Source organism: Shinella curvata (genome assembly GCF_022899935.1).
Lineage (GTDB): Bacteria > Pseudomonadota > Alphaproteobacteria > Rhizobiales > Rhizobiaceae > Shinella > Shinella curvata.
In genome coordinates, this window is sequence record NZ_JALJCJ010000001.1 from 1,218,303 (window position 1) to 1,230,491 (window position 12,189).

General features: G+C 63.3%; 10 protein-coding genes and 1 tRNA gene. 2 read left to right on the forward strand and 9 right to left on the reverse strand.

The features are described from left to right. Positions 1–4: 4 nt before the first annotated feature. The 4 genes from MUU55_RS05765 to xylF form a co-directional block, all read right to left on the reverse strand. A tRNA-Arg gene (locus MUU55_RS05765) sits at positions 5–81 on the reverse strand. Positions 82–250: 169 nt separating this feature from the next. After that, the gene (locus MUU55_RS05770) at positions 251–1,039 is read right to left on the reverse strand and encodes an ATP-binding cassette domain-containing protein (protein ID WP_244759788.1); all 789 of its coding nucleotides are present in this window, start codon (positions 1,037–1,039) and stop codon (positions 251–253) included. Positions 1,040–1,053: 14 nt separating this feature from the next. Next, entirely contained in the window at positions 1,054–2,367 is a 1,314-nt protein-coding gene (locus MUU55_RS05775; RefSeq protein ID WP_244759789.1) for a sugar ABC transporter permease, read from the reverse strand. A gap of 173 nt (positions 2,368–2,540) precedes the next feature. Further along, complete coding sequence (gene xylF, locus MUU55_RS05780) at positions 2,541–3,584, reverse strand: D-xylose ABC transporter substrate-binding protein (protein WP_244759790.1); 1,044 nt, start codon at positions 3,582–3,584, stop codon at positions 2,541–2,543. A 243-nt stretch (positions 3,585–3,827) separates the two neighbouring features. Here xylF and MUU55_RS05785 point away from each other — a divergent pair, with 243 nt between their 5' ends. Next, positions 3,828–5,048: an ROK family transcriptional regulator gene (locus tag MUU55_RS05785; RefSeq protein ID WP_244759791.1), complete on the forward strand. Its 1,221-nt coding sequence runs from the start codon at positions 3,828–3,830 to the stop codon at positions 5,046–5,048. Between the two features lie 6 nt (positions 5,049–5,054). On the opposite strand, the gene MUU55_RS05790 is transcribed toward MUU55_RS05785, so the two are convergent. Beyond that, on the reverse strand, positions 5,055–5,963 hold the full coding sequence (locus MUU55_RS05790; protein ID WP_244759792.1) for an AraC family transcriptional regulator: 909 nt from the start codon (positions 5,961–5,963) through the stop codon (positions 5,055–5,057). A gap of 97 nt (positions 5,964–6,060) precedes the next feature. Here MUU55_RS05790 and MUU55_RS05795 point away from each other — a divergent pair, with 97 nt between their 5' ends. Then, positions 6,061–6,804 carry an SDR family oxidoreductase gene (locus MUU55_RS05795; protein ID WP_244759793.1) on the forward strand — a complete coding sequence of 248 codons (744 nt, stop codon included), beginning with the start codon at positions 6,061–6,063 and terminating at the stop codon, positions 6,802–6,804. A gap of 58 nt (positions 6,805–6,862) precedes the next feature. On the opposite strand, the gene MUU55_RS05800 is transcribed toward MUU55_RS05795, so the two are convergent. The 4 genes from MUU55_RS05800 to MUU55_RS05815 form a co-directional block, all read right to left on the reverse strand. After that, on the reverse strand, positions 6,863–8,425 hold the full coding sequence (locus MUU55_RS05800) for a GumC family protein (protein ID WP_244759794.1): 1,563 nt from the start codon (positions 8,423–8,425) through the stop codon (positions 6,863–6,865). Positions 8,426–8,599: 174 nt separating this feature from the next. Beyond that, positions 8,600–9,643: a glycoside hydrolase family 5 protein gene (locus MUU55_RS05805; RefSeq protein ID WP_244759795.1), complete on the reverse strand. Its 1,044-nt coding sequence runs from the start codon at positions 9,641–9,643 to the stop codon at positions 8,600–8,602. Further along, on the reverse strand, positions 9,643–10,698 hold the full coding sequence (locus tag MUU55_RS05810) for an acyltransferase family protein (protein ID WP_244759796.1): 1,056 nt from the start codon (positions 10,696–10,698) through the stop codon (positions 9,643–9,645). The genes MUU55_RS05805 and MUU55_RS05810 overlap by 1 nt, the downstream gene beginning before the upstream one ends. A 46-nt stretch (positions 10,699–10,744) precedes the next feature. Next, positions 10,745–12,001: a hypothetical protein gene (locus MUU55_RS05815; RefSeq protein ID WP_244759797.1), complete on the reverse strand. Its 1,257-nt coding sequence runs from the start codon at positions 11,999–12,001 to the stop codon at positions 10,745–10,747. Positions 12,002–12,189: the final 188 nt, after the last annotated feature.

The following is a 12,189-nucleotide window of genomic DNA, read 5'->3' on the forward strand; positions in this document are numbered from 1 at the left end:
TCGGTGGCGCACCCGACAGGATTCGAACCTGTGACCTTTGGAATCGGAATCCAACACTCTATCCAGCTGAGCTACGGGTGCATCCGTAGGCGATGACTCGCCTGTCCGATGGAAGGGTCTTAGCCCAGGTGGGGGCGGGCTTCAATCGGGAAATTGTTGAAAGGGCGCTGTTTTTGCTTTGTGGGCGGTTGCCCTGGCATGAAAGAGCCGCCGGGGGTGCCGGCGGCTCGCTTTGGATCTGGCGGCTTGATCAAGCCGTCTGCATGGCGCCGGGGCCGGGTATGGCTTTGGGGGGCACCTTGCCGAGGATGATCATGCCGAGCACTTCGTCCTTGGTCACGTCCTCGGTGCGGGCGTGGCCGACGACCTGGCCGTTCTTCATGACCGAGACGCGATCCGCGAGATCGAAGACGTCATGAATGTCGTGGCTGATCAGGAAGATGCCGATGCCTTCCTTCTTCAACTGCTTGATCAGCTCGCCGACCTGCGCCGTCTCCTGCGGACCGAGCGCTGCCGTCGGCTCGTCCATGATCAGGATGCGGGCATTGAAGAGGATCGCTCTTGCGATTGCCACCGACTGGCGCTGGCCGCCGGAGAGCGCTTTCACGGGCTCCTTGAAGCGTTGGAAGTTCGGGTTGAGGCGGCCCATCACTTCGCGGGTCTTGGCTTCCATCGCGACGTCGTCGAGCGTGCCCCAGGGGGTCCTGAGCTCGCGGCCGAGATAGAGGTTGGCCGCGGCGTCGACGTTATCGGCGACAGCGAGCGTCTGGTAGATCGTCTCGATGCCGTATTTCTTGGCGTCGCGCGGGTTGTTGATGTCGGCAGGCTCGCCATTGATCAGGATTTCGCCGCCATCGCGCTTGTAGGCGCCGGACAGGATCTTGATCAGCGTCGACTTGCCGGCGCCGTTGTGGCCGAGAAGCGCCACGACCTCGCCGGGATAGAGATCGACCGAGGCATTGTCCACGGCATGAATGCCGCCGAAGGAGATGGAGATGTTCTTCAGCTCCACGAGGGGCGTACGGGTGGTGTCCGTCATTGGTCCAACTCCTGTTACTTGGCGCGGGCCCGGTAGACCGTGTCGAGCCAGACGGCGACGACGAGGACCATACCGACCACGATGCGCTGGAACGGGGTGTCGATGCCGACCAGCACCATGCCCGATTGCAGCGATTGCATGACGAGGGCGCCGAGCATGGCGCCAGCGATTGTGCCCATGCCGCCCGCCAGCGACGTGCCGCCGATCACGGCGGCCGCGATCGTGTAGAGCTCGTCGAGTTCACCCTGCGCATTGGTTGCGGCATTGAGGCGGGCGGTGGAAATGGCGGCGGCAATGGCGCAGAGAATGCCCATCAGCGCGAAGATCTTGACGGTGACCCAGCGCGTCTTGATGCCCGCAAGTTCCGCTGCCTCGGGGTTGCCACCGAGTGCGAAAACGTAGCGGCCGAAGCGCAGGCGCGTCGATATGAAGGTCATGACGATGCCCACGACGATGGCGATCAGCACCGGCACGGCGATGCCATGCGGAATGAACAGCCCGCCGTCCGGCCAGGCGATGCCGTTGGCATCCGCGAACTTGCGGGCGATGGCAACGGGCCAGGGATAGGAATTGACGATCCCGACGGCGCCGAGCACCAGCGCGCAGCCGATGGCGACGAGGAAATATTCCGCCCACATCGGGCGCAGCGGGAAGCCGAAACGTTTGCGCTGCTTGCGGGAGTTGGCAATCGTCGCGACGATGGCGGCACAGGCAAGCGCACCGACGATCCAGCTGGCTTTGGCACCGATCGAGCCCTCGGTGCCGCCGCCCATCAGGCGGAAGGTGGCATCCATGGGGGCGACGGTGCGGCCGCTGGTGACGAACCAGGTGGCGCCGCGCCAGACGAGCAGGCCGCCGAGCGTGACGATGAAGGAGGGCACGTTGAGGAAAGCGATGATCGAGCCGTGCAGCGCGCCGATCGCGGCACCGAGCAGCAGGCCGCAGAGCAGCGTGATAACCCAGATGGCCGGATGATTGAAGCCGAGCAGCTGTGGCAGCAGTTCAGCCTGCAGCACGCCCATGCTCATGCCGACGAAGCCGAGGATGGAGCCGACGGAGAGATCGATGTTGCGCGTGACGATGACGAGCACCATGCCGGTCGCCATCACGGCGACGGAGGCGGTCTGGACCGAGAGGTTCCAGAGGTTGCGGGGCGTGAGGAACAGGCCGCCGGACATGATGTTGAAGCCGATCCAGATGATCAGCAGGGCACCGACCATGCCGAGCAGGCGCGTGTCGATTTCGGTGGCGCGGAAGAAGCGCTTCACCGGGTTCTCGCTTGCCGATCGCGCGCGATTGGCAGATGCGGTCGTCGTGATGTCGGCCATGGTTTGCCGTTCCCCCACTTTTGTTGAACGTGTCGTCCGGGCGTCCAGATCTCTCCGGTCCGAGGATATGGCGTCGCATCATCCTCCGCCCGCTGCCCATCTTGCGCAAGCGCCGCAACGGAAGCCGCTGCGGCGCTTGTCGATGGTCAGGTCAGTACCGGATGGTCGCTAACTCAGTTGCAGGCTGCAACGGAGCCGGCGGCAACGCCCTGGCAAGCCGTTTCCTTCGGGATCCAGCCGGCGTCGATGACGACGTTCAGGTTGTCCTTGGTGATCGGCAGCGGTGCGAGGAAGACCGACTTCATTTCGACGCCCTTCGGGCCGCCGTTGAAGGTGGTGACGCCTTCGATCTCGTCCATGGTCTTGCCGCTGGCGAGCGTGGCTGCGATTTCTGCGGCGCGCTTGCCGAGTTCACGCGAGTCCTTCCAGACGGAAACCGTCTGGGTGCCGAGCGCGACGCGGTTCAGCGCGGCGTGGTCGGCATCCTGGCCGGAGACCGGCACGGTGCCGGCGAGGCCCTGAGCGGAAAGCGCCGCGATTGCGCCGCCGGCCGTGCCGTCGTTGGACGCAACGACCGCGTCGACCTTGTTGTCGTTCGCCGTCAGGAACTGTTCCATGTTCTTCTGGGCAAGCTCGGGCTTCCAGCCGTCGGTATAGGCTTCGCCGACATTCTTGATCTTGCCGGCATCGACCGCTTCCTTCAGCACTTCCTGCTGACCTGCGAAGAGGAAGTCGGCATTCGGATCGGACGACGAGCCCTTGATGAAGACGTAGTTGCCTTCCGGCTTCACCTTGAGCACTTCGCGGGCCTGCATGCGGCCGACTTCCTTGTTGTCGAAGGTGATGTAGAAGGCCGCCGGGTTTTCGATCAGGCGGTCATAGCCGACGACCGGAATGCCTTCAGCGGCAGCCTTTTCGATGGCCGGGCCGATGGCTTCCGAATCCTGGGCGAGAACGATGATGGCGTTGGCGCCCTGGGCGATCAGCGACTCGACGTCGGTCAGCTGCTTGGCGGCAGACGACTGGGCGTCAGCGGAAATGTACTTGTCGCCGGAGGCTTCGAGAGCAGCCTTGATGGCGGCTTCGTCGGTTTTCCAGCGCTCTTCCTGGAAGTTCGACCAGGAAACGCCGACCACCAGATCCTTGGCGTGCGCAATGCCGGAATGCAGGGAAACGATGACGGCAGCCCCTGCCATCAGCTTCAAAACGGACTTCATATTATCCTCCCAAGTGAACACCGGCCGCCTGGACGAACCTCCCGCCCAATCAACGACCAGCCACGATAACACTGTCTAGATGCCCCTCCCGGCGTGCCAGGACTTTTTTCTCGACAGTCGAGAAAATAAATGTCAGAACTTTTCCAGGCTGTCAACACGGCTTGAAAGGCCTTGAATGACGGCGTGACTGATGCTTTGGGAGGGGCATGGGTTGCAGCCTGTGAAAGCGAGCGGAAACAACAGATGCTGGTGAAATCGAGCACGGAGCTTGTGCGTCAGCAGAACAGCGCGCTCGTGCTCGCCTCGCTGCGCCGGCACGGGCCGCTCGCCCATACCGATATTTCGCAGCACACCGGGCTTGCCTCCGCGACGGTCTCGGCGATCACGACGGAACTCGAAAAGGCCGAGGTGCTGGAACGGCGCGAACAGCAGGCGTCGGCGTCGCGCGGGCGGCCGCGCGTGATCTTCGGGCAACGACGGGATGCCGGCTATCTCGTGACCGTGCGTATCTCCTCCGACGTCGTGCAATATTCGCTGGCCGATTATGGCGGCACGCTGCTCGATCGGTTCGAGGAGCCGCGCAACCACGCCGACACCGCCACCCAGCCCTTTGCGGACGCCTTCGTGGCAGCGCTGGAAAAGCTGGTGGCGCGCTCGCGCATCACACGGGAGCAGGTTCTCGTCGTCTCGATCAGCAGCAAAGGACTGGTCGACCCGGCTGCGGCAAAACTCGTCTGGTCGCCGGTTTTTGGCGCGCAGCAGGTGGATTTTGCCGCCCTGCTCGCACCGCACTGGCAGGCGAAGATCCTCATCAGCAACGAGACCCTGCTCGTCGCTCATGCCATGGCGCTGCGCATGGAAAAGGCAGGCGCGAAGAACCTTCAGGCTGTCGCCGCCCTCTCGCTCGGCCACAGCATCGGGCTTGGCATCGCCCGTTTCGAACGCACGGGCGAACTGACCGTCACCGCCCCCAATTTCGGGCATATGCTGAACTCGTCGGACGGCAAGCTGTGTCGCTGCGGTTCGCAGGGCTGCATCGAGGCTTCCGCCGGCTTTTACGGTATCCTGCGCACCGCCTTCGAAGTGCCGCCGGATACGATCCCGGCGAAATTCGTGCCACTATCCGAGATGGACAAGATCGCGCTGCGCGCCCGCCAGGGCCATCGCATGTCGGAATATGCCTTCCGCCAGGCCGGCCTTGCGCTCGGCCAAGGCCTGTCGCGCATGGTGAGCCTCTATGAAAACATGCCGATCGCCATCACTGGTCCCGGCACGCGCTATTTCGATCTCCTCCAGCGCGGCCTTGAAGAGGGCCTTGCCCAGTCGCAGCAGGTGCGCCTCTTCGGCGCGCCGCCGATATCCGTCGTGCCGGAGGAAGCAACGCTGGTGCTGGAAGGCCATCTCGACCGAGCGCTGGCGGAGATGGACCACGACATCATCGCGGCCCGAACGGCCGGCGACTGACCGGCATCACGCGCGCATCGAAGCCCCTTTGGCATAGCGCCCCGGCGGCTGACCGACATGGCGAGTAAAGGCGGTGCTGAAGGTACTGGCCGAGCCATAGCCGACACGCTCGGCGACCTCTGCGATATCGGCCTCCCGGCGGCGCAGAAGGTCCTTGGCAAGCGCCATACGCCAGCCCATGAGATACTCCATCGGCGCCACGCCGACATGGCGCGAGAAGCGCTCGAAGAACGAGGAGCGGGAGAGCGCCGAGGCCTTGGCAAGCTCGGCCATCGTCCAGGCGCGGGCGGGGTCGCCATGCATCTGACGGAAGGATTCGGCGAGCCGCGCATCGCCAAGCCCACGCAGCAGGCCGGCCGGCGCATCCCGTGACGGCGCGAGCCGCAGCGCCTCGACCAGCACGATTTCGACCAGCCGGCTGAGCACGAGGTCGCGGCCCGGCCGATCCGTGGCCGCCTCCTCGATGAGCAACCTGACCAAAGTCGACAGGCGATCGATGCCACGCACATGCACCTGCCCCGGCAGGAGCGAGATCAGCAATTCGGCATCCTCGCCCTCGAAGACAAAGTAGCCGCCGAGAATGCGCACATCGGGCGGGCCGTCCTGCCGGTCATGGCGCACTTCGCCGGCCGCACGTGCGGCAGCATGCGGGTCGATGACCTGCGGACGGACGGGTTCGAACCCCGTCATGGTAAAACCCGGCGTCCTCGGCAGGAGGACAAAATCCCCAGCCTGAAGGATCAGTTCGGGCTGACCATCCACGGCGAGGCGACAGGCGCCTTCGATCACGATGGCAAAACTCGGATTGCCGAAATCCGTGTAACGCACGCCCCAGCGCCCTGCCCCACTGATGCCCTTGGTGAACACGGCCTGGGGACGGAGCAATCCGATGATTTCGGAGAGTGGATCGACCATTTTCGGACTTTAACAAACGAAATATGGATCATCAATCGTATTTAGTCCGGATGCGGCACGCTAGATTGGGATCATCAACACAACAGGAGACGACCCCATGAAAACCATCCTGATCACCGGCACCTCGTCCGGCTACGGCCTCGAAACAGCCCGCCACTTCCTCGCGCGCAACTGGACCGTCATCGCGACCATGCGCACGCCGCGTATGGACATCTTGCCGGCCTCGCCCAACCTGCGCATCCTGCCGCTCGACGTAACGGATACGGCCAGCATCGCGGCTGCCATCGACGCCGCCGGCCCCATCGACGCGCTCGTCAACAATGCCGGCATCGGCGTCGTCGGCGCCTTCGAGGCGACGCCGATGGCCCATATCCGTAAGATTTTCGAGGCCAACACCTTCGGCGCCATGGCGATGGCGCAGGCCGTCATCCCTCGGATGCGGGCGCGCCGGTCGGGCGTCATCGTCAATGTCACGTCGAGCGTGACACTGGCACCGATGCCGTTGGCCGCCGCCTATACGGCGAGCAAGCAGGCGATCGAGGGTTTTACGGGCTCACTTGCCCATGAGCTCGCGCATTTCGGCATTCGCGCCAAGCTGGTCGAGCCCGGCTATGCACCGACCACACGGTTCACCCAGAATACATCGGTCAAGGTCGAGGACCTGATCCTGGAAGCCTATGCCGACTTCGCCGCGCCGATCTTTGCACAGTTTGCGAAACCCGCGCTGACGACGAAGGAAACCGACGTCGCGGAAGCCGTCTGGGCCGCCGTCAATGATACCACTGACACGCTGCGCTTCCCGGCCGGGCAGGATGCGGTGGCGCTTTTCCAGGCCGCGTGACCCAAGCCAAGGCAAAACAAAAAGGGCGGCCCCATAGCCGCCCTTTGCATTTCAGACGTCATGCCTCTCGCGTCATCTTCGAGAGGTTGGCGCGCAGGCGGGGATTGCGGACCATCGTCCTGACGAGCGCGATGATCAGGCCAAGACCGAAGCCGGCGATACCTCCGGCAACGAGGCCCGCGACAAGCAGAATGCTACGGCCGGGACCGTCGGCCCTCTGCGGCGCCGACGCTTCGGAGAGAACACGGATGTTGCTGCGGGCGAGGTTCTTTTCCTCGCTGGTCTCACGCACACGCTTCAGCACGGCCTCGTAGATCTCGCGGGCAGCCGTCGCACGGCGCTGGAGATCGTTGAGACCCACCTGGCGCTGCTGCGTGTTGTTCTGCAGCGATTTCTGGACGGCGAGTTCCTTGGCGACCTGCTGCTCGGACTGCTGGGCCTGCGCAAGATCAGCGCGGGCGCGAGCGAGGTTGCGCTGCAGTTCTGCCTGGATTTCCGTCTGGAGACCCTTCAGGGACGCCTTGGCGGCAAGCAACTGCGGATGACGGGCACCGAGCGCGCTTTCGAGACTACCGACCGTCGCGGACTGCTGGGCATACTGGCGGCGAAGGTCCGTCAGCGCTGCCGACGTCTGTTGCTGCTGGCCATTGGTCGAAACGGCGTCTTCGAGCTTAAGGTTTACCGCCGCATCCACCCGCGACTTGGCCTCGATCGACGCCTTCTGCGCCGTCGTCAACAGTTCGTTGAGCTGCACCAGTCGCTTGTCGGCGATCAGATTGCCGTCAGCCGTGACCATGTCGTTGTTGGCCTTGTAGTTTTCGACAGCCTCTTCCGCCTTCTGCACCTCTTCGCTGAGTTCGCGCAGACGGCTGTCGAGGGCGGAGTTCGTGCGCTGATAGATCGAGGAATAGGCCTGGTTCTCTTCCTCTAGGAACGCATCCACCAGACCGTTCGCCACCTCGGCGGAAACGCCGCCATCCGCCGTCGTCACCGACAGCGTCACGACGTAGGAGCTGGATTCCAGCGCCACCGTCGCGGATTTTTGCAGCGTCGCGACAATCGCCGCCTTGCGCGAGGCCGGGTCGCCGGTAATGCCGGAAAAAAGCGCGCTATCCGCGAGGTTCAGCCTGTCAACCACCTGGCGGATCGCCTTCGGCGACGTCAGGATCTTCGACTGGCTGTTGATCATCGACACGATGACCTCGGAAGAAGCACCGCTCTGAGAATTGGTATCGCTGAGCTCGATCTGGCGCGGGTCGAAATAGATGCTGGTCTGCGCCGTGAATTTGCGGGGCATCGTCGGCACGAAGAGACCGCCGAGCACCGCAAAGAGCGCCATAAAGGCAAGGATGAGCAGGCGGTGGCTCCACACGGCACGCAGCAACGTACCGATGTCGAGCAGCGGCGCATCTCTCCCGGGCTCTGGCCCAGCCGGCACAGCCATCTCGGTTTCGTGGACAGGCGCGCGTGCCGCGCGCGGCAACGGCTCCGCTTCGGCGGCGGAAAGCGCGGCCTCGGAGACCCCTGCCCGCCGCACCGTAACGGCTTCATCCCGACCGCGAAGCGTGTCGGCGGCATCGGAGGCAGGGCTGCGGTGCAAGGCCGGATGAATCGACAGCACGGGGCTGCCCCGGCGTCTGCCCGGAAGCCCATTCAGGTCGTCGTTTTTTCCAGCTCGGCTCATCAAAAATCCAGTCGATTCGTCGGCATGGCCGAGTCGCGATCCGGTCTGGAATCTATTGCCTTATGGTTAACGAGGCGTAACTCGCGCGGCTCTGAATGATCAAGGCGCCCGTCAGGCCGGCGGTATGGTCGCACAGGCCGCTGCATCCGGCTTTCTGCCGGGTTTCAATGGCAGCCCCGAGAGCTGTTTGCGGTCGCCCTTCCCCGTCGGCTGAACGTTGTTGATTTCGGTTTCGGGCCACCATTCGCCGGCCGCCCAGTAGCTGAACCCCAGCCAGGCGTCGGCATTGTCGTCGAGCACAGCCGTCATCGCCTTCAGGCCGACGACGCAGGCTTGGTCCTGCGAACCGCCGAACTCGCCAAGAAAACCCTTTTTGCCGGTCTCGCGCAGCCAGGCCGTGACGTCGATGAGCGCCGCGGTGGCCGCGTCGGCCGCCGCGCAACCACCCTTCGTTCCGGACGAATCGGGATCCATATATTGGTGGAACTCGTAGGCATAGTTGTCGATCGGATCCTTGACGCCACGCATGACATCGGCATTCGAGCCACCGGGATCGTCGGCCCGCCAGCCATGCGCACCGCTCCATCGCGTGCCGGGCACCAGCACGAGGTTGCGCGCACCGACGCTGCGGATACCGGAAATCGCACCATTGGCCATATCGAGCCATTCGGTGGCAGGAATATCATAGGGCTCGTTCATCAGGCCGAAGAGGACGTCAGGCTCGTTGGCGAATTCCGCCGCGAGACGGATCCAGAGGTCGGCGAAAGCGAAGGCCGGCGCCTCCGGTGTGCCGAGACGCGCCTTGTCGTAATAGCCGAATGAGTGCGGATCGAGCAGCACCGTCATGCCGTGATCGCGCAACCGCAGGACGGCCGCCTTGAGCCGATCGAGCTCGACGGCGCTCAGCGGACTGTTCAGCGTCGGCTGCAGGCGTTCCCAGGAAAAGGGAAGCCGGACGATATTCATGCCCTTGCCGGCAAAGTAGGCGACGGTCTTTTCCGACGGATAGGTGAAGTTCAGGTTTTCGACACCGTCGCGATCGCCGTATTCGGCACCGGAAAGATTGACACCCTTGTAGCACACATCCGCGGCCGCCGGTTGCGTGGCGGCGACGACAGCGACCAGCGCCGCAAACAAGGATCGCATGGTCGACATCAGGCAGGCCTTACCGGAGACAGTTGCGCCGGCGCCTGGCGGCGGCTGCGCAGGAAACGATCCAAAGGTTTTTCGAAGAGAAGGTGCAGCAGCACGGCTGCGACCGACGAGGCGACAAGGCAGAACACGACGAAGAGCGCCTCGTTGCGCATCCAGTCGAAGGGCAGCTTGCCGTAGATCATGCGCGCACCGGCCAGCACGAAGATGTGGCTGAGATAGAGGCTGAAGGAGGCGTCGCCGAGAAGATTGAGCCAGCCGACCACCGGCTTGCGGGAAAAGTCGACGAGCGCCACGCAGCCGACGACGATGGCGGCGGGCACGCCGACCGAAAACAGGCGCGGCACATCCCATTCCATCCAGTCGTTATAGACCATGACGGCGCCGGCAACGGCGATGAGCGGCCAAGCGACGGCCCCGCCAAGGCGACGGCCATCGAGATAGACCTTGCCGATCAGCACGCCGAGCACGAATTCGAAAATAACGGAATCGCCGTAGAAGCGCGCGGCCGTCACATCCTGCGGCAGCAGCCGGCAAAGAAGGAAAATGGCGAGAAGCAGGCCCGCCAGCGCATAGGGACGGACCGCCTTCGTCAGGCCGAGAAGCGCGCCGAACAACAGGTAGAAATACATCTCGTAGTTCAGAGTCCAACCCGGCACGATGACGGGTGCGATCATGTATCCGGCCGGGTCTGCGGGGTTGATCCAGGGCAGGAACAGCAGCGTCGCGACGACGTGCGGCAGATCGAAGACCGTGGATTTCAGGATGGACGGGACGACGAAGGCGACGAAGGCCGCCAGAAGCGACAGCGCCCAGTAGAGCGGCACGATGCGGACGATGCGGCGGGTGTAGAATTCGCGCGCGCCGATCGCCTTGTCGGCCGTGGTGATCCACATGACAAAACCGCTCAAAACGAAGAACAGATCGACGCCGCTCTTGCCGAAAAGCGCGCCGTTCAGCAGCGCGTCCGGCTGGACGTTGCGGAGCTGGAGGATGGCGTGGAAATAGACCACCATGAGGGCGGCGATCGCACGCAGATACTGGAGCTGTACAAGCATTGCCTATCCTGAGCGGGCCGGACGGCGCGCAACCGGCCGCTTGGCCCTACGTCTGCTTGCGGACCGAGGCGGCACCTGCCTGCAACGCGGGCGTTCGGTCATGGCTTTCGCGGCCGCCCGGCGCAAATTTGAGGTAGCCGGCCAGGAACCAGAGCAGCGCTGCCACCTTGATCGAGAACACGGCGTTTCCGCCGATCATCATGTTCACGAAAAGAAAAATAGAAAGTAAATGCGCAAACCGACGCTGCTCGGCCGTCTGACCCGCCGGGAAGAGGCAGACGAAGAGCCAGAAGAGCAGGAGGCCGAAGATCGTCCCCGCATAGACGGCATAGACATAGCCGCTGTCGGCGAACTGCGCCGCCTTGGCGGCCTCGAGGCCGAGCACCGCAAAGACGTCGATCTCCATGATGTGCTTGACCGTCAGCACGACGCGCCCGTCCAGCGTATCGCCATCGGCTCCGGGACGCAGGAAATAGACGACGAAACCGAGCATCAGCACCAGCGGCATGTAGATGAGCGTCCAGGCCGTCGGCATGCGCGGAAAGAGGAAGTATCCGATGAGGCAGACGAAGGAGAACATCAGCATGGTACGGGAATCGTTCGTCAGCAGGATCAGAACGATCGTACCGAAGAACAGCAGCCGCTCGCCGCGTTTGAGGTTGCCCCAGAACGTGGTGAGGAAAATGAGCAGAACGCCGCAGAAATTGGCGAGCGACACCTGTTCGAGGAAGATCGAGGCCGCGCGATGATCGATGATGCCGAAGGAGAAGCGGCCGGGAATGCGCAGCACGTTCTGAAACAGCTTGCTGCCGTCGAAAGAGATCTGTTCCAGGCCGCGCGTGTTCTCGAAATAGCTCATCGGGTAAAACAGCGTACCGTAGAGATCGAGCAGGAAAATCTCGATCACCAGGCCGCCGAGCACACACCAGCACGACCATTTGAATGCGGTGCGCACCGTTCCGCGGTTCGCCCACGTGCCGAGGATGGCAAAGCAGAAGATGATGAGCACGTTGCGGAAATAATCGATGAAGACCGTCCGGTTGACGGCCGACATATAGGCCGCCATCGCCAGCGTGAAGACCGCGAAGAGAAGAACGCCGATATCCTCCTCGTAGAGCCCCTTGCGCAGGATGAAGACGAGGCCGGCGAAAAGAATGAGGATTTCCGTCAACGCGACATGGGCAAAGCCGAGCCGCATCACGTTCGCGTTGATCATCGCGAGCACGCAATTGTAGAGCACGGAAGAAAGCACGACGCCGATCACATAATAATCGCGCGTCTCCAGGGTTCTGTTGTTTGTCACTGCGCCCGATGCCGACGAATCGCTATTCGGGGAAGATAACAGAGCAGCGCACAGGGAAAAAGCGACGCCCGAGACGAGATAAACCGCAACCCAAAACAACCATCACGCTTGTATTCACACAGCAGGATTGCGAACATCTACGCAAGATGGTAGCTGTTTAGGCGCGCCACACGGGGAAGGCGCATACT

What these genes read in the sequence shown, in the direction of transcription:
- MUU55_RS05770 (WP_244759788.1), bottom strand. Translation starts at nt 1,039, where the DNA reads ATGACGGACACCACCCGTACGCCCCTCGTGGAGCTGAAGAACATCTCC.
- MUU55_RS05810 (WP_244759796.1), bottom strand. Translation starts at nt 10,698, where the DNA reads ATGCTTGTACAGCTCCAGTATCTGCGTGCGATCGCCGCCCTCATGGTG.
- MUU55_RS05790 (WP_244759792.1), bottom strand. Translation starts at nt 5,963, where the DNA reads ATGGTCGATCCACTCTCCGAAATCATCGGATTGCTCCGTCCCCAGGCC.
- MUU55_RS05805 (WP_244759795.1), bottom strand. Translation starts at nt 9,643, where the DNA reads ATGTCGACCATGCGATCCTTGTTTGCGGCGCTGGTCGCTGTCGTCGCC.
- xylF (WP_244759790.1), bottom strand. Translation starts at nt 3,584, where the DNA reads ATGAAGTCCGTTTTGAAGCTGATGGCAGGGGCTGCCGTCATCGTTTCC.
- MUU55_RS05775 (WP_244759789.1), bottom strand. Translation starts at nt 2,367, where the DNA reads ATGGCCGACATCACGACGACCGCATCTGCCAATCGCGCGCGATCGGCA.
- MUU55_RS05785 (WP_244759791.1), top strand. Translation starts at nt 3,828, where the DNA reads ATGCTGGTGAAATCGAGCACGGAGCTTGTGCGTCAGCAGAACAGCGCG.
- MUU55_RS05795 (WP_244759793.1), top strand. Translation starts at nt 6,061, where the DNA reads ATGAAAACCATCCTGATCACCGGCACCTCGTCCGGCTACGGCCTCGAA.